A 22,627-nucleotide genomic window follows, 5' to 3' on the forward strand; every position below is an offset into this window, starting at 1 on the left:
CATCGCCACATGGTGCGACGGCAGTCTGTTTTGCCGGTTATCCATCCCGGACAAGGAGCCCCCTGCATGAGCACTACCTATGCCTACGCAGCGACCGATTCGCAGTCGCCGCTCGCCCCGTTCGAATTCCAGCGTCGCGCACTGCGCGACCTCGACGTCCAGATCGACGTCCTCTACTGCGGCGTCTGCCACTCGGACCTGCACCAGGCCCGCAACGAATGGCGCAACACGATTTACCCGGTCGTGCCGGGCCATGAAATCGTCGGCCGCGTGACCGCGACCGGCCCGCAGGTGTCACGTTTCAAGGTCGGCCAGCTGGTCGGCGTCGGCTGCCTCGTCGATTCGTGCCGCACCTGCCCGAGCTGCGCCGAAGGTCTCGAGCAGTATTGCGAGACCGGCTTCGTCGGCACCTACAACGGCCAGGATCGCGTGACGGGCGACATCACGTTCGGCGGCTATTCGACGCAACTCGTCGTCGACGAGGCGTTCGTGCTGCGCGTGCCCGAGACGCTCGACCCGGCCGGCGCCGCGCCGCTGCTGTGCGCGGGGATCACGACCTACTCGCCGCTGCGCCAGTGGAACGTCGGCCCCGGCAAGAAGGTCGGGATCGTCGGCCTCGGCGGCCTCGGTCACATGGGCGTGAAGCTGGCGCGCGCGATGGGTGCGCACGTCGTGCTGTTCACCACGTCGCCGTCGAAGATCGAGGACGGCAAGCGGCTTGGCGCGCACGAAGTCGTGATCTCGAAGGACGAAGCGCAGATGAACGCGCACCTGAACAGCTTCGACTTCATCCTGAACACGGTCGCCGCGCAACACGACCTGAACCCGTTCCTGCACCTGCTCAAGCGCGACGGCACGATGACGCTGGTCGGCGCGCCGGAGCACGACCATCCGTCGCCGCAGGTGTTCAACCTGATCTTCAAGCGCCGTCGCCTCGCGGGCTCGCTGATCGGCGGGATCGCGGAAACGCAGGAGATGCTCGACTTCTGCGCGGAGCACGGAATCACGTCGGATATCGAAACGATTCCGATGCAGCAGATCAACGCGGCCTACGAGCGGATGCTGAAGAGCGACGTGAAGTACCGCTTCGTGATCGACATGGCGTCGATCAAGCAGTAAGCGCCGCCGGGCAGCACGCACGATCGCCGCCCCAAACGAAACGGGCCGCATGTTCGACATGCGGCCCGTTTTTGCCTCCGGCGGCCGGATGATCCGGCTGCTACGCGCGCGGCGCAGCGCGGGAGGTCACTTCTTGTAGTCGTAGTCCACCGTCAGCGGCGCATGGTCGCTGAACTTGATGTCCTTGAAGATCGACGTGTTTTTCGCGGTGCCGGCCACGCCCGGCGTCGCGATCTGGTAATCGATCCGCCACCCGACGTTCTTCGCATACGCCTGGCCGCGGTTGCTCCACCACGTGTACTGCTCGGCGCGCGGGTCGAGCGTGCGGAACACGTCGACATAGCCGACATCGTCGAACAGCTTCGTGAGCCACTCGCGCTCTTCCGGCAGGCAGCCCGAGTTCTTCTGGTTGCTCTTCCAGTTCTTGATGTCGATTTCCTTGTGGACGATGTTCACGTCGCCGCACAGGATCACTTCGCGCTTCTTCTTCAGCTCGGCGAGGTGCGGCATGAACGCGTCCATGAAGCGGTACTTCGCCTGCTGGCGCTCTTCGCCGCTCGAGCCGGACGGCACGTACACCGACACGACCGACAGCTTGCCGTAGCGCGCCTCGACGTAGCGCCCTTCCGCATCGAATTCGCTGCTGCCGAAGCCGATGATCACGTCATCGGGCTCGCGGCGGCTGTACACGCCGGCACCGCTGTAGCCCTTCTTCTCGGCATGGTGGAAATAGCTCTTGAAGCCGTGCGGTTCGACGAATTCGGCCGGCAGGTCGTCGGCCGAGACCTTGATTTCCTGCACGCACACGCAATCGGCGTTCTGCTCGCCGAGCCACTCGAAGAAGCCCTTCTTCGCGGCGGAGCGGATGCCGTTCAGGTTGGCGGTAATCACTCGCATCATGTCGGATTCCGTTCAGTTCGATGTTTTACAGGGTGGCAGCTTAACGGATCTTCACGCCTTCGAGCTCGGGCTTCGGCGGCGGGAATTCCAGCTTCATGTCGGTCATCGTGCGCAGCAGCAGCTCGGCGATCATCACGTTGCGGTGCGTCTTCGAGTTCGCCGGGATCACGTACCACGGCGCATGCTCGGCGGACGTCGCCGCGAGCGCGTCGCGGTAGGCGGACTGGTATGCATCCCAGTGCTTGCGCGCGTCGAGATCGGAGATGTCGAACTTCCAGTGCTTGGTCGGATCGTCGATGCGCGCCTGCAGCCGCTCGCGCTGCTCGTCCTTCGAGATGTGCAGGAAGCACTTGATGATCGTCGTGCCGTTCTCGACCAGCATCGTCTCGAAATCGCGGATCTGCCGGTAGCGGCGCTCGCACTCCTTCGCGTCGATCAGGTCGAGCACGCGCGGCACGAGCACGTCTTCATAGTGGCTGCGGTTGAAGATCGCGAGCTCGCCCGCGGCCGGCACCTGTGCATGCACCCGCCACAGGAAGTCGTGCGCGGCCTCGATCGGCGTGGGCGCCTTGAACGGCACGACGCGCAGGCCGAGCGGATCGACCTCGCGGAACACCGCGCGCACGGTGCCGTCCTTGCCGCTGGTATCCATCCCCTGCAGCACGAGCAGCACGCGCTTCTTCTGCTGCGTGTGCAGGCGCTCCTGCTGCACGTCGAGTTCGGTCGACACGGTCGACAGCCGGGCGCGGTCGTCGTCCTTCGAACCGGACGAGAACGGCTTCGCGGCCGGGTCGAACGCGTCGAGCTTGAATGCTGCGGCTTCCTTCTCGTGCGTGCAGTACGGCACGCGGAAATCGTCGAGCGACGGTTGTTTCGCCATTCGTTCCTCCGTTGGACGCTGTGGTGCATACGATAACGCATCCACCAAACGCAACGGGCCGCCCCGAACTGGTTCGGAGCGGCCCGTCGTCAAGCGCGGTTCAGACGCGCGTGCATGCTCAGCCGAGCTTCTTCTTCAGCAGTTCGTTGACCTGCTGCGGATTGGCCTTGCCCTTCGTCGCCTTCATCGCCTGGCCGATCAGCGCGTTGAACGCCTTTTCCTTGCCTGCGCGGAATTCCTCGACCGACTTCGCGTTCGCCGCGAGCACCTCGTCGATGATCGCTTCCAGCGCGCCGGCGTCGGAGATCTGCTTCAGCCCCTTCGCGTCGATGATGCGGTCCGCCGCACCTTCGTCGTCGGCCTTCTCGTCCCAGATCGTCGCGAAGATTTCCTTCGCGATCTTGTTCGAGATCGTGCCGTCGGCGATGCGCTGCAGCACGAGCGCGAGCTGCGCGGCCGAGACCGGAATCGCGTCGATCTCGATGCCGTCGCGGTTCAGCTGCGACGATACGTCGCCCATCAGCCAGTTCGCGACGATCTTTGCGTTCGCGGTGCCGGCCTTCGCGACCACGGCCTCGAAGTACGCGGCCATCGCCTTGCTCGACGTCAGCACGCCCGCGTCGTACGCGGACACGCCGTATTCGTCGGCGAAGCGCTGCTGCATCGCGGCCGGCAGCTCGGGCATCCCGGACTGCACGCGCTCGATCCAGTCCTGGCCGATCACGAGCGGCATCAGGTCGGGGTCGGGGAAGTAGCGGTAGTCATGCGCGTCTTCCTTGCTGCGCATCGAACGCGTCTCGCGCTTGTCCGGATCGTAGAGGCGCGTTTCCTGCACGACTTCGCCGCCGTCCTCGATCAGCTCGATCTGGCGACGCACTTCGTAGTTGATCGCTTCTTCGAGGAACCGGAACGAGTTCAGGTTCTTGATTTCCGCGCGCGTGCCGAACTTCTCCTGGCCGACCGGGCGCACCGACACGTTCGCGTCGCAGCGGAACGAGCCTTCCTGCATGTTGCCGTCGCAGATGCCGAGCCACACGACGAGCCCGTGCAGCGCCTTCGCGTAGGCCACGGCCTCGGCCGCGCTGCGCATTTCCGGCTCGGTGACGATCTCGAGCAGCGGCGTGCCTGCGCGGTTCAGGTCGATCCCCGTCATCCCGGCGAAGTCTTCATGCAGCGACTTGCCCGCATCTTCCTCGAGGTGCGCGCGGGTCAGGTTGACGGTCTTCTCGTACGCTTCCTTGCCGGCCTTTTCGTTGGCGGGCACCTGGATCGTGATCTGGCCGCCCTGCACGACCGGAATCTCGTACTGGCTGATCTGATAGCCCTTCGGCAGATCGGGGTAGAAATAATTCTTGCGCGCGAAGATGCTGCGCGGCGCGATGGTCGAACCGATCGCGAGGCCGAAGCGGATCGCGCGTTCGACCGCGCCGCGGTTCAGCACCGGCAGCACGCCCGGCAGCGCCAGGTCGACCGGGCAGGCCTGCGTGTTCGGCTCGGCGCCGAACTGCGTCGACGCGCCGGAGAAAATCTTCGAGACGGTCGACAGTTGCGCGTGCGTCTCGAGACCGATGACGACTTCCCATTGAGTAGCCATATGCTTACACCCCTGCCGGAACTTGCTTGTGCCAGTCGGTCGCGCGCTGGAACGCGTCCGCGACCTGCAGCATCCGGGCTTCGTTGAAATAGTTGCCGATGATCTGCAGGCCGACCGGGCGCTTCGCGTTCGCACCCGCGCCGAAACCGCACGGCACGCTCATGCCGGGCAGGCCGGCGAGGCTCACCGACAGCGTGTAGATGTCGGCCAGATACATCTGGACCGGATCGTCGCCCTTCGCGCCGAGATCCCATGCGACCGTCGGCGAGGCCGGGCCCATGATCACGTCGCAGGACTTGAACGCTTCCTGGAAATCGTTCGCGATGATGCGGCGGATCTTTTGCGCCTGCAGGTAGTACGCGTCGTAGTAGCCGTGCGACAGCACGTAGGCGCCGACCAGAATCCGGCGCTTCACCTCGGGGCCGAAGCCTTCCGCGCGCGACTTTTTGTACATGTCGAGCAGGTCGCCGTACTGCGCGGCGCGGTGGCCGAAGCGCACGCCGTCGAAACGCGACAGGTTCGACGAGGCTTCCGCCGGCGCGATCACGTAATACACGGGGATCGACAGTTCCGTCTTCGGCAGCGACACCGGCACGAGCGTCGCGCCGAGCGCTTCATACTGCTTGAGGGCCGCGTCGATCGCCGCGCGCACGTCGTCGGCGAGGCCATCGCCGAAATATTCCTTCGGCAAGCCGATGCGCAGGCCCGCGAGCGGCTTGCCCGCGTCGTTGCCGGCCGCCCACGGCTGGCCGAGGTGGCGCGTGAAGTCTTCGTCGTCGTGCTCGAGGCTCGTCGAGTCGCGCTCGTCGAAACCGGCCATCCCGTTCAGCAGCAGCGCGCAGTCGGACGCGCTCTGCGCCATCGGGCCGCCCTGGTCGAGCGACGACGCGAACGCGATCATCCCGTAGCGCGACACGCGGCCGTAGGTCGGCTTGATGCCCGTCACGCCCGCGAACGACGCGGGCTGGCGGATCGAGCCGCCGGTGTCGGTGCCGGTCGCGGCCGGCGCGAGGCGCGCGGCGACGGCGGCCGAGCTGCCGCCCGAGCTGCCGCCCGGCACCGCGTTCGTGTCCCACGGGTTCTTCACCGCGCCGAACGCCGAATTCTCGTTCGACGAGCCCATCGCGAACTCGTCCATGTTGGTCTTGCCGAGCGTGACCATGCCGGCCGCCTGCAGGCGGGCAACGACGGTCGCGTCGAACGGGCTCTCGTAGTTCGCGAGCATCTTCGAGCCGGCGGTCGAGCGCCAGCCGCGCGTGACGAACACATCCTTGTGCGCGATCGGCAGGCCGGTGAGCGCGCCGCCCGCGCCGCGCGCGAGCTCCGCGTCGGCAGCTTTCGCCTGCGCGAGGGTCAGGTCGGCGTCGACGTGGACGAACGCGTTCAGGTCGCGCGCGGCGTCGATCCGTTTCAGGTAGAGCTGCGCGAGCTCGACGGCCGAGCATTCCTTGGCGGCGAGCGCGGCGCGCAGTTCGGTCAGGCTTTTTGCGTGCATTGAGTGGTTTTCCTGGGAATTCTGGGTGGCGCGCGGCGCGAAGACGGCGGCGCGCTTGTCATCGAATGCTTACTCGATCACCTTCGGCACAAGATAGAGGCCGTCCTGGACGGCCGGCGCCGGGCGCTGGTTGTCGTCGCGATTGACGACTTCCGTCACGGCGTCGTCGCGCAGGCGCTGCGCGACGGCCTGGATCTGCTCGATCGGGTGGGCGAGCGGCGCGATGCCGGCGGTGTCGACCGCCTGCATCTGTTCGACGAGGCCGAAGAATTCATTGAGCTGGCCGAGCATGTGCTCGGCGTCGGCGTCGGCCATTTCGAGTCGCGCCAGGTGCGCGATGCGTTTCACATCGGTCAGGGTCAGGGCCATGCGATCACCGGAAAAACAAGGCTGCGCAGCGCATCAAAAGCAGCACTGCGGCGGGGGGTTGGAGGGTGCGATCCCACCCTCAAAAATCGGGGCCGAAGCGGCAAAAATACCGCCCGTTTCGATTCAAATACCGTGAAATTATAAGGTATCATTACGCGTTCGACCCAAACCCGGCAGCCTTTTCCCGCACCGTTTCGCCCCGCTTCGGCAAGCCGTGCGTGCTTCGTGCGATCCCCGGTAGACATCACTCGCAGCTTCGTGCGCCGCGGCGGCCGCTTCCGCCACGCTTCCCGAGGCTGTTATTTTTTCCGCTGCCGCCCTCAGCGCTCGCTATGCAGGGCCGGCCCAGAGCGAAACAGGATTCTGAATGTTCGGTTTTTTGCGCAGCTACTTCTCCAACGATCTGGCGATCGACCTCGGCACCGCAAACACCCTGATCTACATGCGCGGCAAGGGCATCGTGCTCGATGAGCCGTCCGTCGTGTCGATCCGCCAGGAAGGCGGCCCCAACGGCAAGAAGACGATCCAGGCAGTCGGCAAGGAAGCCAAACAGATGCTCGGCAAGGTGCCGGGCAACATCGAGGCGATCCGCCCGATGAAGGACGGCGTGATCGCCGACTTCACCGTCACCGAGCAGATGATCAAGCAGTTCATCAAGACGGCCCACGAGTCGCGCATGTTCTCGCCGTCGCCGCGCATCATCATCTGCGTGCCGTGCGGTTCGACCCAGGTCGAGCGCCGCGCGATCAAGGAAGCCGCGCACGGCGCCGGCGCATCGCAGGTCTACCTGATCGAAGAGCCGATGGCGGCCGCGATCGGCGCGGGCCTGCCGGTGTCGGAAGCGACCGGCTCGATGGTCGTCGACATCGGCGGCGGCACGACGGAAGTCGGCGTGATCTCGCTCGGCGGCATCGTGTACAAGGGTTCGGTCCGCGTCGGCGGCGACAAGTTCGACGAGGCGATCGTCAACTACATCCGCCGCAACTACGGGATGCTGATCGGCGAGCAGACCGCCGAGGCGATCAAGAAGGAAATCGGCTCCGCGTTCCCGGGCTCCGAAGTCAAGGAAATGGAAGTGAAGGGCCGCAACCTGTCGGAAGGCATTCCGCGCAGCTTCACGATCTCCAGCAACGAAATCCTCGAAGCGCTGACCGATCCGCTGAACCAGATCGTGTCGTCGGTGAAGATCGCGCTCGAACAGACCCCGCCGGAACTCGGTGCCGACATCGCCGAACGCGGGATGATGCTGACGGGCGGCGGCGCGCTGCTGCGCGACCTCGACCGCCTGCTCGCGGAAGAAACCGGCCTGCCGGTGCTCGTCGCGGAAGATCCGCTCACCTGCGTCGTACGCGGTTCGGGCATGGCGCTCGAACGCATGGACAAGCTGGGCAGCATCTTCTCGTACGAGTGATCGTCTAGGCAGTTCGTTGATATGACGCACCCGCGGCGCGGCCGGATCGATCGTTCAGAACGAACCGCCGCGCCGTTTGCGCGTCTGAGCATCATTTAACCGATCACACGCGCCCGGCGCCGACCATGGAATACAGTCCGCCGCCCCTCTTCAAGCAAGGTCCGCCCGCGCTCGCGCGGCTCATCTTCTTCGTTGCCCTCGCCATCGCGCTCCTCGTCTCGGACGCGCGCTTCAGCACGCTCGAAATCGTCCGCGGCGTGCTCGGCACCGTGCTCTATCCGCTGCAGCGCGCCGCGCTCGTGCCGCGCGACCTGTTCATGGGCGCGGCCGACATCGCCGTCACCGGCGCGTCGCTGCGCCACGAGAACGACGATCTCCGCAAACGCAACCTGCAGCTGTCCACGCAAGCCAACCAGGCCGCCGTGCTCACGCAGGAGAACGCGCACCTGCGCGCGGTGCTCGAGCTGCGCCAGCATATCGCGACGCAATCGACGCCGGCCGAGATCCAGTACGACACGAGCGATCCGTTCACACAGAAGATCGTGATCGGCCAGGGTTCGCAGCAGGGCATCCAGAACGGTGCGCCCGTCGTCAGCGAAAACGGCGTGGTCGGCCAGGTCACGCGCGTGTTCCCGCTGCAGTCCGAAGTCACGCTGGTCACCGACCGCGATCTCGCGATTCCCGTGCAGGTGCTGCGCACCGGCCTGCGCAGCGTGATCTACGGCACGCCGAAGGGCGATTCGCTCGACCTGCGCTTCGTGCCGACCAGCGCGGACCTCGTCGTCGGCGACGAGCTCGTCACGAGCGGCCTCGACGGCGTCTATCCGCCCGGCCTGCCGGTCGCGAAGGTCGCGCGCGTCGACAAGCTCGCCGATACGGCGTTCGCGCGCGTGACCTGCGCGCCGCTCGCCGCCGTGCGTGGCGCGCGCCAGATGCTCGTGCTGCATTACCAGAACGACATCCCGCCGCGCCCGGCCGAGCCCGATCCGGCCGCCGACAAGAACGCGAAGGGCAAGAAGGGCGCGAAAGCCGCTGCGAAGGGCGAGAAGGCCGACGCGAATGCGAAGCCGGCCGCCGCGGCCCAGCCCGGCGCGAAGCCTGCGGCACCGGCCGCGCCGGCCAAGCCCGCCGCCGCGCCCGCGAAGCCCGCAACCGGGCAATCAGGAGCCCAGCGATGAATCGCCCGCAATACATCCTGCAGCCGGTCAATCCGTACTTCATCGTCTTCAGCCTCGCCGCCGCGTTCCTGCTGAACCTGATGCCGTGGGGCCGACTGCCCGGCGTGCCCGACTTCGTCGCGCTCGTGCTGCTGTTCTGGAACATCCACCAGCCGCGCAAGGTCGGGATGGGCGTCGCGTTCGCGCTCGGCATCCTGATGGACGTGCATGACGCCGGGCTGCTCGGCGAGCATGCGCTTGCCTATACGCTGCTGTCGTACGGCGCGATCACGATCCACCGCCGCGTGCTGTGGATGCCGATCGGCGTGCAGGTGCTGTACGTCACGCCGCTGCTGGTCGTCGCGCAGCTCGTACCGTTCGTGATCCGCCTCGTGATGGGCGCCGCGTTCCCGGGCTGGCGCTATCTGGTCGACGGCTTCGTCGAAGCCGCGCTGTGGCCGATCGCGAGCCACCTGCTGCTGATGCCGCAACGCCGCCCGGTCGATCCGGACGATACGCGCCCCATCTGAGCCAGGGGCCTGCCTTGAATACCCGCCGCCCCCACGCCCGCCGCGCGCCGCGCTCCGGGGCGGCACCTCGCCCGCACCGGCACGCCGTGCGCGGGCCACGTCGCACCTAATCGCATGACCGAATTCAACGACACCCAACAGCAGCTCTCGAAGTTCCGCCTGCGCGTCGCGGCGGCGGGCGTGTTCGTGTTCGTCTGCTTCGGGCTGCTCGCGAGCCGCTTCTTCTACCTGCAGCTGATGCAGCACGGCAAATACGCGCTGCAGGCCGAGGAAAACCGCATCTCGGTCGCACCGATCGTGCCGAACCGCGGGATCATCACCGACCGTAACGGCGTGATCCTCGCGAAGAACTATTCGGCGTACACGCTCGAGATCACGCCGTCGAAGCTCGACGACACGCTCGACAACACGATCGACAAGCTGTCCGAGATCATCCCGATCGACGCGCGCGACCGCCGCCGCTTCAAGAAGCTGCAGGAAGACTCGAAGAACTTCGAGAGCCTGCCGATCCGCACCCGGCTCACCGACGCCGAAGTCGCGCGCTTCACCGCGCAGCGCTTCCGCTTCCCGGGCGTGGATGTGCGCGCGCGGCTGTTCCGCCAATATCCGCTCGGCACGACGGCCGCGCACGTGATCGGCTACATCGGCCGGATCTCGAAGCGCGACCAGGATCGCATCGACGCGATGAGCGACGACAACGACAGCGACCAGGAAAACTACGATCCGCGCCGCGACGCGAACAACTACAAGGGCACCGACTACATCGGCAAGATCGGCGTCGAGCAGAGCTACGAGACCGAGCTGCACGGGCTGACGGGCTTCGAGGAAGTCGAGGTGACGGCCGGCGGCCGGCCGGTGCGCACGCTGTCGCGCACGCAGGCGACGCCCGGCAACAACCTCGTGCTGTCGCTCGACATCGGGCTGCAGCAGGTCGCCGAGCAGGCGTTCGCCGGCAAGCGCGGCGCGCTGGTCGCGATCGAGCCGAAGACGGGTGACGTGCTCGCGTTCGTGTCGTCGCCGAGCTTCGACCCGAACTCGTTCGTCGACGGCATCGACCAGCAGACCTGGGACGAGCTGAACAACTCGACCGACAAGCCGCTCTTGAACCGCCCGCTGCACGGCACCTACCCGCCCGGCTCGACGTACAAGCCGTTCATGGCGCTCGCGGGCCTGACGCTCGGCAAACGCACGCCGGGCTGGGGCTTCCAGGATCCCGGCTACTTCACGTTCGGCGGCCACACGTTCCGCAACGACGTGCGCTCGGGCCAGGGCTGGGTCGACATGAACAAGGCGATCATGGTGTCGAACGACACCTACTTCTACATGCTCGCGCGCGACCTCGGCGTGAACTCGATCGCGAACTTCATGAAGCCGTTCGGCTTCGGCCAGATCACCGGGATCGACATCCAGGGCGAGGCGCGCGGGATCCTGCCGTCGACCGACTGGAAGAAAAAGGCGTTCAAGAAGGCCGCGCAGCAGAAGTGGTTCGACGGCGAGACGATCAGCCTCGGGATCGGCCAGGGCTACAACTCGTTCACGATCCTGCAGCTCGCACACGCGACCGCGACGCTCGCGAACAACGGCGTCGTGATGAAACCCCACCTCGTGAAGGAAGTCGAGGATCCGATCACGCGCGGGCGCCACCTGACCGTGCCGAAGGAAAGCGAAGTGATCCCGCTCAAGCAGGCCGACATCGACGTCGTGAAGCGCGGGATGGAGAACGTGATCGAGAACCCGTCCGGCACCGCGTACAAGGTATTCCGCGGCGCGCCGTACCTCGCCGCCGGCAAGACCGGTACCGCGCAGGTGTTCTCGCTGCAAGGCTCCAACTACAAGGGCCACCTGCTCGCCGAGCACCTGCGCGACCACGCGCTGTTCATCGCCTACGCGCCGGTCGACCATCCGCAGATCGCCGTCGCGCTGGTCGTCGAGAACGGCGGCTGGGGTGCGCAGGCCGCCGGCCCGATCGCACGCCGCGTGCTCGACTTCTACCTCATCGACCGCCAGAACCCGCAGAACGAGGCAGCGGCCGTGGCGGCCGCGGCGTCGGCGACCGAACCCGTCAACGCACCGGTGATCGGCGACGCGAACAAGCCTGCTGCCGTCGCGGCCGGCTTCACCGCGCTGCCGCAGCCGGTCGTGCCGAGCGCGGCCAGCGCGGCGGAAGCGGCATCGGCCGCGGCGGCCTCCGAAGCGTCGGCTGCCGCCGCCGCGAGCGCCGCCCTGCCCGCCAACGCCGCGGCGCCGAGGGCCGCGAGCCTGCCGCCGATCCGGCGCCCGCACCGGCCGCACCGGCCCGCCAGCGACGCGCAGCCGCTCGTCGCCACGCCGCGCGACGACAACCACCGTGCGACGGCCCCCGCGAAGGCGGCGGACGCCGGCACCGCTCATTAACGGAGAAAGGCATGCAATTCGACAAGCGCGCCTGGCTCGACAAGATCAAGCAGATGTTCGCGGGCTTCGACCGCCCGCTCGCCCTCATCGTGTTCCTGCTGCTGTGCGTCGGCATCGTCACGCTGTACAGCGCGGCGATCGACATGCCGGGCCGCGTCGAGGACCAGTTGCGCAACATCCTGCTGACGTTCGTGCTGATGTGGGTGATCGCCAACATCCCGCCCACCACGCTGATGCGCTTCGCGGTCCCGCTCTACACGTTCGGGGTCGCGCTGCTGGTCGCGGTCGCGCTGTTCGGGATGACCAAGAAAGGCGCAAAGCGCTGGCTGAACGTCGGCGTCGTGATCCAGCCGTCGGAAATCCTCAAGATCGCGACACCGCTGATGCTCGCGTGGTACTACCAGCGCCGCGAAGGCGGGGTGCGCTGGTACGACTTCGTCGCCGCGTTCGGGATCCTGCTGGTGCCGGTCGGGCTGATCGCGAAGCAGCCCGACCTCGGCACGGGCCTGCTCGTGTTCGCGGCCGGCTTCTTCGTGATCTACCTCGCCGGCCTGTCGTTCAAGCTGATCGTGCCAGTGCTCGTCGCGGGCGTGATCGCAGTCGGCTCGATCGCCGTGTTCGAAGAACGCATCTGCCAGCCCGAAGTGCAGTGGCCGCTGATGCACGACTACCAGAAGCACCGCGTGTGTACGCTGCTCGACCCGACCTCGGACCCGCTCGGCAAGGGCTTCCACACGATCCAGGCCGTGATCGCGATCGGCTCGGGCGGCGTGCTCGGCAAGGGCTACCTGAAAGGCACGCAGGCGCACCTCGAATTCATTCCGGAAAAGCACACCGACTTCATCTTCGCGGTGTTCTCCGAGGAATGGGGGCTCGTCGGCGGGCTCGTGCTGCTGACGCTGTACATGGCGCTGATCGCGCGCGGGCTCTATATCGCCGCGCAGGGCGCGACGCTGTTCGGCCGCCTGCTCGCGGGCTCGCTCACGCTCGCGTTCTTCGTCTACGCGTTCGTCAACATCGGGATGGTGAGCGGCGTGCTGCCGGTCGTCGGTGTGCCGCTGCCGTTCATGAGTTATGGCGGCACCGCGCTCACGACGCTCGGCATCGCGATCGGGATGATCATGAGCGTCGGGCGGCAGCGGCGACTGATGAAGAGCTGACCGCGCGGCACCCATCGCAGAACAAAAAACGGCGCCTCGGCGCCGTTTTTTTTCGTCCAGGCATGTCGAACGCAGCTGCGGCGCGACGCGCGTCCCCGCTCACGGCGGCGGCGCATGCGCGCCGCCCGGCTCCGCGCCGGCACCCGATGCCGGCCCCTGCGCCTTCAGCCGCGCGCTCAGCTCCTTGAATTTCAGCCCGGCCGTCTCGTCGCCCTGCGCGGCCGCCGCCGCGTAATACGCGCGCGCGATGTTCAGGTTCTGCGCGACGCCGTCGCCGCCGCGCTCGTAGAACGACGCGGTCACGTACTGCGCGGTCGGTTCGCCCGCGTCGGCGGCCTGCTTGTACCACGCGAACGCCTGCCGGTTGTCGCGCGGCGTGCCGCGCCCGTCGAGGAACTGGTTCGCGAGCGACAGCTCGGCCTGCACATGCCCCTGCTTCGCCGCCCGCAGGAACCAGCGATGCGCTTCGGCCGGATTGCGCGCGACGAACTCGCCGTCGTCGAGCATCCGGCCATACACGTACTGCGCATGCGACATGTTCGCGTCGGCTGCGCGCTTCAGCCAGCGCAGCCCTTCGTCGACGTTCGCCGTCACGCCTTCGCCCGTCAGCAGCATCATCGCGTAGTTGAATTGCGCGAGACGGTCGCCGCGTTCGGCCGCGTCGTGGAACTGCACCAGCGCCGCACGATAGTCGCCGGCGTTGTAGTCGGCGACCGCCGATTGCGTCTCGTGCGACGGATCGGGCTTCGCTTGCGGCGCACCCTGCGCAGCGGCCGCGATACACACGGCCCACAGGCCGAGCATCGCGCCGACCTGCCCGCGCACCCCGATCGCGCCCCGTGCGCGCCCACGGCACGCGCCATCGCCACCGTTCATGACCGTACCTCCTGCAGCGCCTGCCGCGTGGCACGCAACAGCCAGGTTACGTCGGCCGACAGCGTGATCATCCGGTAGCCGGCCTCGCGATACTGGCGCGCGGCCGCCGTGTCGCCCGCGAAGATGCCGACCGCGACGCCGGCCTGCCGGCCGGCCGCGAGCACGCGCGCCATCGCGATTTCGACGTCCGGGTGGCGGATGTCGCCGAGATGCCCGAGGCTCGCCGCGAGATCGGCCGGGCCGACGAACAGGCAGTCGACACCGGGCAGCGCCGCAATCCGCTCGACTTCGTCGACGCCGCGCGCCGATTCGATCTGCACGATCACCGCGACCTGCGCGTTCGCCGTCTGCACGTAATCGCGGCGCATGCCGAACGCCGCCGCGCGTACCATGCCCGCGACGCCGCGCAGGCCGTCCGGCGATTCGGGCGACGGATAGCGCGTCAGCCGCACCGCGTGCGCGGCGTCGTCCGGCGTCTCGATACCGGGAAACATCAGCGTGCGCGCGCCCGCATCGAGCGCGCGCTTCACGAGCCACGGTTCGCGCGCCGGCACGCGCACGACCGGCTCGCTCGGCAGATGGGCGGCGGCGATCGCGCGCAACTGCGATGCGACATCGCGGCTGTCGTTCGGCGCGTGCTCCATGTCGATGCAGAGCCAGTCGTAGCCGGCATGCGCGAGCGCTTCCGCGGCCGAGTCGCTGCCGAGCGACAGCCACAGGCCGTACAGCGGCTCATCGCCGTCGCGCAGGCGTTGTTTGAGGGAATTGGTGAGCGTGCTCATCGATACGGCCTCCTGGACGGAACGGCAATCGAACGGGACAAGCAACGGGCAAAGCGGAGCGCGGCACGCCGCGCAGCGAAGCACGGCGGCGCCAGGACCGGGCCCTGGAACCTTGGTCGGCCGTGGGCGGCCGATCTGACAGCGCCGGCCGCGCGATGGCGCACGGCTGCGTTTTTCAGCGCCACGCAACGATCATAGCGCGGCGTTACGCGGAATGTGGAAACGGACGGGGAGCGAGACGGGGAAGCCGCGGGATGCGGCGTCGGCAGGCAGCCCGCGCCGGCTGGCGGGGCTGCCCGGAAGGCGGGATCAGCGGCCGGGCTGGCGCTCGACGTCGGCCCAGCAGTTCGGCGTTTCGTACAGGCGCACGCGCTCGAGCCGCAGGTTCACGCCGTAGTGCGCGTCGTACACGCTTGCGAGGATGTCGAACGCAATCGCCGCGAGGTTCTCGACGGTCGGGATCCGGTCGATCACGACCGTCTTGTGGTCGGCCATCTGCTCGAGGAACGAGCGCACGACGTCGTCGCGCGCATAGACCAGGAACGCATGGTCCCACTTGCCGACCAGGTGCTCCATCGCGAGCGCCTTCACGTCGGCGAAATCCATCACCATGCCGCGGTCGGGCGCCCCCTCGGTATCGACGAGATCGCCGCGCAGCGTGACTTCGAGCACGTAGCGATGACCATGCAGATTCCGGCACTGGCTGCGGTGATCGGGAATGCGGTGGCCCGCGTCGAATTCGAGTTTTCGGGTAATCAGCACGATGTCAAAAGCCGTGGCTCAGGGAATGTTCAGATATTTGTGGGTCTGCATCGACAGCCGCCACTGCGGATGACGCTTGCACCAGTCGATCGCGAGCTTCGTGTTGAGGTCGCGCGACGGGCCGTCCATCGGCTGGACGAGGAAATACTCGAAGTCGAGCTTCGCGTACTCGGCCAGCCGCTGGTTGTCCTGCGGGATCACGACCTTCAGTTCGTTGCCCTTCGTGACGACGAGCGGCGCGTCGGCCTTCGGGCTCACGCAGATCCAGTCGATCGATTCGAGCACCGGCAGCGAGCCGTTGGTCTCGATCGCGATCTCGAAGCCGGCCGCGTGCAGCGCGTCGACGAGCGGCTGGTCGAGCTGCAGCATCGGCTCGCCGCCCGTGCAGACGACGAAGCGGTGCGCCTCGCCCTCCGGCCACAGGCCGGCGATCGTCGCGACGAGCGCTTCGGCGTCCTTGAACTTGCCGCCGTTCTCGCCGTCGGTACCGACGAAGTCGGTATCGCAGAAGCGGCACACGGCCTCCGCACGATCCTCTTCGCGGCCCGACCACAGATTGCAGCCGGCGAACCGGCAGAACACGGCCGGCCGGCCCGCGTTCGCGCCCTCGCCCTGCAACGTGTAGAAGATTTCCTTGACCGCGTAAGTCATCGTGCTTCGTCCGGCTCGCGCCGCTCGTTATCGATCAAAATCCGGATCGGAATCCGTTGTTAATTCACCGTGCCGCGGCGCGCTTCACAGCGGCGCTTCGGTCACGCGTTCGCCCTTCAGGTAGGCCTCGTAGCCGCGCTTGCGCAGCTTGCAGGCCGGGCATTCGCCGCAGCCGAAGCCCCACTCGTGCAGTTCCGCGCGCTCGCCCACGTAGCAGGTGTGCGTCTCGACGCGGATCAGTTCGACGAGCGCCTCGCCGCCGAGCTGTTCGGCGAGCTGCCAGGTTTGCGCCTTGTCGAGCCACATCAGCGGCGTCTCGAGCACGACGCGCGTGTCCATCCCGAGGTTCAGCGCGACCTGCAGCGCCTTCATCGTATCGTCGCGGCAATCGGGATAACCCGAGAAATCGGTCTCGCACATCCCGCCGACCAGCACACGCAGCCCGCGGCGATAGGCGATCGCCGCGGCGATCGTCATGAACATCAGGTTGCGGCCCGGCACGAACGTGTTCGGCAGGCCGTTCGCCGCCGTCTCGATCTCGATCGTGCGCGTCATCGCGGTATCGCTGATCGCGCCGAGCACCGACAGGTCGATCATGTGATCGTCGCCGAGCCGGTCCGACCAGGCGGGAAAATCACGCTTCAGCGCTTCGCGCACGCCTTCGCGACATTCGAGCTCGACGCGATGGCGCTGGCCGTAATCGAACCCGAGCGTCTCGACCGTCTGGTAGCGTTCGAGGGCCCATGCCACGCACGTGGCCGAGTCCTGCCCGCCGGAAAACAACACGAGCGCGCCGTCTTTAGCGTCTGTCCGAATCACCGTGATACTCCGTGAATGTGTAGGCTCGCGTCGCGCTGCGCCCCGGGGCCGGCTGCCGCCGGGCGGCCCGACGCGTGCCGGCCTGGGCCGGCTCGACCAGTATAGGCAGCGCAATCGGCCGCGAACGCGGCGGAGCGCTTATACCGCCCATCGCGCGGCATCGTTGCCGCGCGCCACGGCGGCGCCACGCTGGCAGCCTGCCGTGCGCATGAAGCGATGCGCTAAGTTATTGAGCGGGCACGGATTTTATCATGCCCACACGAATGCTGCCGGGCAGCCGCCCCACACCACTCCGCTTGCCACTCACCACGCAAACCCCACCACAAACGAAAAACCCCAAGAACCTTCCGATTCTTGGGGTTTTAATTCTGGTGGCCTGGGACGGAATCGAACCATCGACACGCGGATTTTCAATCCGCTGCTCTACCAACTGAGCTACCGGGCCAACGAAGAAGAGAAAGTATAGCGACCCTTCTTCACTTGAGCAAGTACTTTCGCAAAATATTTTATACGGCGCCTTCGGACGGCTTCTTGCCGAGCTCGACACCGAGCTGCTTGAGCTTGCGATACAGATGCGTGCGCTCGAGGCCCGTCTTCTCTGCGACGCGCGTCATGCTGCCGTTTTCGCGTGCGAGATGATACTCGAAGTACGCACGCTCGAACGCATCGCGCGCTTCGCGCAACGGGATGTCGAACGGGATCGCGGCCGTCTGGCCCGCGAGGCCCAGTGCCGAAGCCATGTCTTCGCCGAGCGTCGGCAGCGCGGCCGCGGAAGCAACCGCCGCGGGCCCTGCCGCCTGCCCCGCGCCGACCTTCGCCGCCGCGTTCGCGGACACCGGCGCCGCACCGCGTGCGAGGCCGTGCTCGACGGACTTCAGCAGCTTCTGCAGCGCGATGGGCTTCTCGAGGAAATCGAGCGCGCCGATCTTCGTCGCCTCGACGGCCGTATCGATCGTCGCATGCCCGGACATCATGATCACGGGCATCGTCAGCAGCCCCTGCGCCGCCCACTCCTTGAGCAACGTCACGCCGTCGGTATCCGGCATCCAGATATCGAGCAGCACGAGATCGGGCGCCTGATTCAACCGGTATTCCCGCGCGGCCTGCGCGTTCTCCGCCGCCTCGACGACATGTCCTTCATCGCTGAGGATCTCCGAGAGCAATTCCCGGATGCCCATTTCATCATCTACCACCAGGATGGTTGCCATTTACGCTGCCTTTGTCTGCTCACTTGCTTTTGTCTTGGCGGGGGCCGCCCCGTCCTGCACGCCCGATTCGGCGCCTGGCGCATCGCTCGCCATCTGCAGGAACAGGATCGACACCTGCGCACCCTCGACGGTCTCGCCGTGCATGCGATTGCGCAGATCGATCCGCGCACCGTGCTCATCGACGATTTTCTTGACCGTGGCCAACCCCAGCCCCGTGCCCTTCGCCTTCGTCGTTACGTAAGGCTCGAACGCGCGGGTCAGGATGCGCGCCGGAAAACCGGGCCCGTTGTCGGACACGGTAAGACGTACCGCGACGCGCGTTTTGCCCTCGGCGTCGGGATCGCCATATTCTACTGTCTTGGTTTCGATCAACACACGCGGATGCGCCGACTCCGCGACCGAATCCTGCGCATTCTGCAGCAGGTTGTGAATCACCTGGCGCAGTTGCGTCGCGTCGCCGCGTATCACCGGCAGCGACGGCGCGAGTTCGGCGACGATCGCGCTCTTGCCTTCGCCGACACCGTACAGCCCGAGCACCTCGCTCGCCAGTTCGTTCAACTGCAGATTCGAGAGCACCGCCGGCGGCGTGCGCGCGTATTCGCGGAAATCGTCGACCATCCGCTTCATCGCGGCCACCTGGTTGACGATCATCGTCGCGCCGCGCTTGAGCACATCGGCGTCGGGCGGGTCGAGCTTATCGGACAGCTTCATCTGCAGCCGCTCCGCCGACAGCTGAATCGGCGTCAGCGGATTCTTGATCTCGTGCGCGAGCCGGCGCGCGACCTCGCCCCACGCGACCGAACGCTGCGCGGAAATCACGTCGGAGATGTCGTCGAACACGACGACGTAACCGGACGTCTGCGGATCGTCGGCCTGCCCCTCGACGGTCGACACGAGGCGCGTACCGCGCACGAGCAAAGTCAGCGGATCGGCTTCGCCCGGCACCTCGATCGCGAACTGCTGCTGCCAGTGGCCGTGATCGCCGCTGCCGCCGTCGGACGCTGCTTCGCGATCGGCGAACGCCTTGCGCACCATCGCGCCGAACCCGGCGGCCATGCCGATCCGGTCGAGCGTCGTGCCGATCAGCGCGTTGAACGGCTGTCGGAAGATCCGCTCGGCGCCGCGATTGGCCGTCGTCAGCCGGAACTGGCGGTCGAGCACGAACACGCCGGCCGTCAGGTTCGCGAGGATGCTCTCGAGATACGTCTTCGAATGCTCGAGCGCGACGCGGTTCTTCTCGACCGCGAGCCGCGCCTCGGACAACTGGCGCGTCATCGCGTTGAACGACTGCGTGAGGAAGCCAAGCTCGTCGCGTGTCTTGATCTCGCGCTTCGGCGTGTAGTCGCCTTCCGCGACCTCCTTCGTGCCCTGCGCGAGCAGGAACAGCGGCCGCGCGAGCTGCTGGCCGAGCGCGAGCGCGAGCATCATCGCGATGAAGGTCGCGAGGAACAGCGCGAGCGTCAGCGTGCCGATGTACATCTTGCGCAGCCCCGTGCGGCCGAGCGCCTTTTCCTGATACTCGCGATACGCGCGCTGCACCGCGTCCGCGTTGTGGGCAAGGGTCGGCGGCACCGGCTGCGTGAGCTGCAGGAAGCGTTCCGCCGGCTGCAGCAGCGACGTCGTTGCGTCGGGAATCGGCCGCACGACGCGCAACCGCAGCGCCCCCTTCGCGCCGTGCGCGCGCGGGTCGCCGTCGACTTCGCCCTCGATCGCCGCATACGCGCCATGTTCGCGCGCCTGGTTCAGCATCAGCGGCGTCGGCAGGTCGTCCGGAATCAGCGCCGCGAAATTGCCCGATGCCTGCGCAACGATGTGCAGGTCGGGCGCCGCACCCGAGCCGCCGCGGCTCGGCTCGACGATCGTCGCGTCCTGCACGCCGAACTGGTCGCGCAACCGCAGCAGCGTGAGCGTCGTGCCGTTCGTGTTCGCATCGACGCTCGCGAGCTGGTCGGACATCAGCCGCGCCTTCGTCTGCAGATCGGACAGCGACGCGTCGAGCATCCCGCGGCCGAGGTTCAGGCCGGCCGTCAGCGCCGTCTCGACGTTCACGTCGAACCACGACTCGATGCTGCGCGACACGAACTGGTACGACACGATGTAGATGATCCCGCCCGGCACCACGCCGACCAGCGCGAAGAACACCGCGAGCTTCGCGAGCAGCCGCGTGCCGAACTTGCCCTTCCTCAGGCGCACGACGATCATCCCGATCAGCCCGAGCACCACGAGCAGGAACACGAGGGCGACGACGATGTTCGTCGCGTACAGCCACGAGTAGTAGCGGTCGAAGAATTCGGTGTTCGCGCTCGCGGCTGCGAGCAGCACGAGCAGCAGCAGCGCGGTAAGCGCGACGGTCGAAACGATGACGCGAACGAGGAGGCTCTTCCCGCTGGCCGCGCGGCGCACTTTATTTAGCACGTTCGGTCACCGTGAAGTTGAAGCGCTTCCAGTCCGACCCGAGCGTCCAGTCGCGGTTGTTCACGGCGTCGACCTGGAACGGCTTCGGCATCAGCGCCGTATCGAGCTGCATCCGCACCGATGCCGTGTAGGTTTCGCCCGAGCGCACCTGGTTGCGATCGATCACGTGCCACGACGTGATGTGCCGGACGACCGCAAGCGCATCCTTCAGCGACGGGAAACCGAGCTGCAGGCCGCCCGTCGACACGCGATACTCGCGCGTGAGCGGCTGGAACGACAGGCGGATCGTCTGCGTCACCGCCACCGGCTGCTCGTCGAACCAGTACCAGCGCGCACGACTCAACTCGAAGTCGGTCGTGAAATACAGCGGAATGCCTTTGTTGACGGCATCCTCGAGGTTCGGGTTCAGCTCGAAGTCGAAGCGGGCGTCGAGGCTCCAGCCGCTTCCGTCGGACTGGAGCGACGCGCGCTGCACGGCGATCGACTCGGCATGCGCCGGCCGGACGACGGCCAGGCACAGCGTCAACGCGACCAGCAGGACGGCCGCGAGCCGAAGTGGAAAAAGGTGTTTGATCGTCACCGTTTCTGAAACCGCGCGTAGAAAAATCCGTCGTGATCGGTGTTGTGGTCGAGTGCGCCGGCGGCCGCCCCTCCCTGCACGCTGCCCGGCAGCAGCTGGCCGGGGGCGTCCAATCGTACCGCATCTTCACAGGCCGCTTCAAACCAGCGGGCCTGCAATTCCCCTTCTTCCGGGAAGACCGAACAGGTCACGTAAAGCAGTTCGCCGCCCGGCTTCACGAGCGGCCACAACGCCGACAGGATGCGGCGCTGTTCCGCGACGAGCGCCGGGATGTCGGCCTCGCGGCGCAGCCAGCGAATGTCGGGGTGCCGACGCACGATGCCCGACGCCGAGCACGGCACATCGGCCAGGATGCGGTCAAACGGACGCCCGTCGTACCACGCGTTGGGCGCACCCGCATCGCCGACGCGCACGTCCGCTTCGAGCGACAGCCGCACGAGGTTCTCGCCGATCCGTGCCGCACGCGCCGCGTCGCTTTCCAGCGCAACGACTTCCGCATCGGCGAGTTCGAGAATATGGCCGGTCTTGCCGCCGGGCGCCGCGCATGCGTCGAGCACGCGCATGCCGTCGCGCGCGCCGAGCCATTCGGCTGCGAGCTGCGCGCCGGCGTCCTGCACCGACACGACGCCGTCGGCAAACCCCGGAATGCGATCGACCGGCAGCGCCGACGCGAGCCGCACCGCATGCCGGCCGATCGCGGTCGCCTCGATCCCGTTCGCGCGCAGCGTATCGAGATATGCGTCGACGCTCGCGCGGCGCGCATTCACGCGCAACGTCAGCGGCCCCTGGCGCTCGCCGGCCGCGAGGATCGCCTGCCATGCGTCGGGCCATGCGCGCTTCACCGAATCGACCCACCACGCGCGGTAGTTCCAGCGCGCGACGACATCGTCCTGCAGCGCCGCGACGAGCGCGTCGCGCTCACGCAGGAAACGGCGCAACACCGCGTTGACCATGCCCTTCGCGAACGCGTATTCGCGGCGTGCGCCAATCACGGTCACGGCCTGATCGACCACCGTGAACGCCGGATACGCGGCCTCGTCCGGCGGGTCGAGCAGCAACGCGAACGCACCGGCGAGCACCGCGTGCACGTGCGCGGGCGGTGCCTTGCTGATGAGCCGGCCGATCAGCCAGTCCGCGCTGCCGAGGCGACGCATCGTCCGATACGCAACGTCCTGCGTCGCCCCGCGCCCGAGTGCCTGCGCACCGGACGGCATCTGCGCGAATACCGTCGACAGCGCTGCCGGCAGCGCGGTGCCGCGCCGCACCGCATCGACCGCCTGCGCAGCCGCGTCGAGCGCGAAGCCGAGCGAATCGGGCGCGAGATGCAGCGCGGACAGGCGCGCCGGGCGGCCGGAAGAAGACGGAGCGGTAGAACGGGTTCGTGTCATCGGAGCAAATTCGGCAAACAAGCGCGGCAAACAAATACGGCAAACAGCGGAATCGCGGCGCTCGCGTGGCCCTGCGATCCCAAACCGGGCATTGTAGCGTGCGACGCAGCAGGCCCTTTGGCCCCTTTACGGCACAC

At 67.1% G+C, this 22,627-nt stretch carries 20 protein-coding genes and 1 tRNA gene; 6 read left to right on the forward strand and 15 right to left on the reverse strand.

The genetic code is table 11. The features are described from left to right. Window positions 1-66 precede the first annotated feature (66 nt). Window positions 67-1,119, forward strand: a complete 1,053-nt coding sequence (locus ACN8ZM_RS16680) for an NAD(P)-dependent alcohol dehydrogenase (protein ID WP_420210332.1) — start codon at window positions 67-69, stop codon at window positions 1,117-1,119. Between the two features lie 126 nt (window positions 1,120-1,245). Here ACN8ZM_RS16680 and ACN8ZM_RS16685 read toward each other — a convergent pair whose 3' ends face one another. The 5 genes from ACN8ZM_RS16685 to gatC form a co-directional block, all read right to left on the reverse strand. Then, window positions 1,246-2,019, reverse strand: a complete 774-nt coding sequence (locus ACN8ZM_RS16685) for an exodeoxyribonuclease III (protein ID WP_420210333.1) — start codon at window positions 2,017-2,019, stop codon at window positions 1,246-1,248. 40 nt (window positions 2,020-2,059) lie between these two features. After that, window positions 2,060-2,899 (reverse strand): polyphosphate kinase 2 family protein, encoded by an 840-nt coding sequence (locus ACN8ZM_RS16690; protein WP_420210334.1) that lies wholly within the window; start codon window positions 2,897-2,899, stop codon window positions 2,060-2,062. A 118-nt stretch (window positions 2,900-3,017) separates the two neighbouring features. Further along, window positions 3,018-4,493, reverse strand: a complete 1,476-nt coding sequence (gatB, locus tag ACN8ZM_RS16695; protein WP_420210335.1) for an Asp-tRNA(Asn)/Glu-tRNA(Gln) amidotransferase subunit GatB — start codon at window positions 4,491-4,493, stop codon at window positions 3,018-3,020. Between the two features lie 4 nt (window positions 4,494-4,497). After that, entirely contained in the window at window positions 4,498-5,988 is a 1,491-nt protein-coding gene (gene gatA / locus ACN8ZM_RS16700) for an Asp-tRNA(Asn)/Glu-tRNA(Gln) amidotransferase subunit GatA (protein WP_420210336.1), read from the reverse strand. A gap of 69 nt (window positions 5,989-6,057) precedes the next feature. After that, window positions 6,058-6,357 (reverse strand): Asp-tRNA(Asn)/Glu-tRNA(Gln) amidotransferase subunit GatC, encoded by a 300-nt coding sequence (gene gatC / locus ACN8ZM_RS16705; protein WP_043184729.1) that lies wholly within the window; start codon window positions 6,355-6,357, stop codon window positions 6,058-6,060. A gap of 367 nt (window positions 6,358-6,724) precedes the next feature. On the opposite strand from gatC, the gene ACN8ZM_RS16710 reads away from it, so the two are divergent. The 5 genes from ACN8ZM_RS16710 (at window position 6,725) to rodA (ending at window position 13,009) form a co-directional block, all read left to right on the forward strand. After that, the gene (locus ACN8ZM_RS16710; RefSeq protein ID WP_004189550.1) at window positions 6,725-7,768 is read left to right on the forward strand and encodes a rod shape-determining protein; all 1,044 of its coding nucleotides are present in this window, start codon (window positions 6,725-6,727) and stop codon (window positions 7,766-7,768) included. 125 nt (window positions 7,769-7,893) lie between these two features. Continuing rightward, window positions 7,894-8,946, forward strand: coding sequence for a rod shape-determining protein MreC (gene mreC, locus ACN8ZM_RS16715; RefSeq protein WP_420210337.1), 1,053 nt, complete (start codon window positions 7,894-7,896; stop codon window positions 8,944-8,946). After that, window positions 8,943-9,455, forward strand: a complete 513-nt coding sequence (gene mreD / locus ACN8ZM_RS16720) for a rod shape-determining protein MreD (RefSeq protein WP_009687274.1) — start codon at window positions 8,943-8,945, stop codon at window positions 9,453-9,455. The genes mreC and mreD overlap by 4 nt, the downstream gene beginning before the upstream one ends. A gap of 114 nt (window positions 9,456-9,569) precedes the next feature. After that, window positions 9,570-11,849, forward strand: coding sequence for a penicillin-binding protein 2 (gene mrdA, locus ACN8ZM_RS16725; protein WP_420210338.1), 2,280 nt, complete (start codon window positions 9,570-9,572; stop codon window positions 11,847-11,849). An 11-nt stretch (window positions 11,850-11,860) separates the two neighbouring features. Then, window positions 11,861-13,009 carry a rod shape-determining protein RodA gene (gene rodA, locus ACN8ZM_RS16730; protein ID WP_043184732.1) on the forward strand — a complete coding sequence of 383 codons (1,149 nt, stop codon included), beginning with the start codon at window positions 11,861-11,863 and terminating at the stop codon, window positions 13,007-13,009. Window positions 13,010-13,108: 99 nt separating this feature from the next. Here rodA and ACN8ZM_RS16735 read toward each other — a convergent pair whose 3' ends face one another. From ACN8ZM_RS16735 to rsmB, 10 genes are all read right to left on the reverse strand, one after another. Further along, window positions 13,109-13,885 (reverse strand): tetratricopeptide repeat protein, encoded by a 777-nt coding sequence (locus tag ACN8ZM_RS16735; RefSeq protein WP_205824031.1) that lies wholly within the window; start codon window positions 13,883-13,885, stop codon window positions 13,109-13,111. Next, complete coding sequence (locus tag ACN8ZM_RS16740) at window positions 13,882-14,667, reverse strand: HpcH/HpaI aldolase family protein (protein WP_043184733.1); 786 nt, start codon at window positions 14,665-14,667, stop codon at window positions 13,882-13,884. Before ACN8ZM_RS16740 ends, ACN8ZM_RS16735 begins: the two co-directional genes overlap by 4 nt. A 309-nt stretch (window positions 14,668-14,976) precedes the next feature. Further along, entirely contained in the window at window positions 14,977-15,429 is a 453-nt protein-coding gene (queD, locus tag ACN8ZM_RS16745) for a 6-carboxytetrahydropterin synthase QueD (RefSeq protein ID WP_089451443.1), read from the reverse strand. An 18-nt stretch (window positions 15,430-15,447) separates the two neighbouring features. After that, window positions 15,448-16,080, reverse strand: coding sequence for a 7-carboxy-7-deazaguanine synthase (gene queE / locus ACN8ZM_RS16750; RefSeq protein WP_043184735.1), 633 nt, complete (start codon window positions 16,078-16,080; stop codon window positions 15,448-15,450). 84 nt (window positions 16,081-16,164) lie between these two features. Next, entirely contained in the window at window positions 16,165-16,899 is a 735-nt protein-coding gene (gene queC, locus ACN8ZM_RS16755; protein WP_043184736.1) for a 7-cyano-7-deazaguanine synthase QueC, read from the reverse strand. A gap of 369 nt (window positions 16,900-17,268) precedes the next feature. After that, window positions 17,269-17,344 (reverse strand) — tRNA-Phe (locus tag ACN8ZM_RS16760). A gap of 61 nt (window positions 17,345-17,405) precedes the next feature. Next, window positions 17,406-18,107 (reverse strand): response regulator transcription factor EsaR, encoded by a 702-nt coding sequence (gene esaR / locus ACN8ZM_RS16765; RefSeq protein ID WP_043184737.1) that lies wholly within the window; start codon window positions 18,105-18,107, stop codon window positions 17,406-17,408. Beyond that, on the reverse strand, window positions 18,108-20,522 hold the full coding sequence (esaS, locus tag ACN8ZM_RS16770) for a sensor histidine kinase EsaS (RefSeq protein WP_043184738.1): 2,415 nt from the start codon (window positions 20,520-20,522) through the stop codon (window positions 18,108-18,110). Beyond that, window positions 20,512-21,102, reverse strand: a complete 591-nt coding sequence (locus ACN8ZM_RS16775; RefSeq protein WP_301770190.1) for a DUF4390 domain-containing protein — start codon at window positions 21,100-21,102, stop codon at window positions 20,512-20,514. Before ACN8ZM_RS16775 ends, esaS begins: the two co-directional genes overlap by 11 nt. Beyond that, window positions 21,099-22,490, reverse strand: a complete 1,392-nt coding sequence (gene rsmB / locus ACN8ZM_RS16780; RefSeq protein ID WP_420210339.1) for a 16S rRNA (cytosine(967)-C(5))-methyltransferase RsmB — start codon at window positions 22,488-22,490, stop codon at window positions 21,099-21,101. The genes ACN8ZM_RS16775 and rsmB overlap by 4 nt, the downstream gene beginning before the upstream one ends. Between the last annotated feature and the right edge of the window lie 137 nt (window positions 22,491-22,627).

Origin of the sequence: Burkholderia aenigmatica (assembly GCF_048627025.1) — a bacterium.
GTDB lineage: Bacteria > Pseudomonadota > Gammaproteobacteria > Burkholderiales > Burkholderiaceae > Burkholderia > Burkholderia aenigmatica.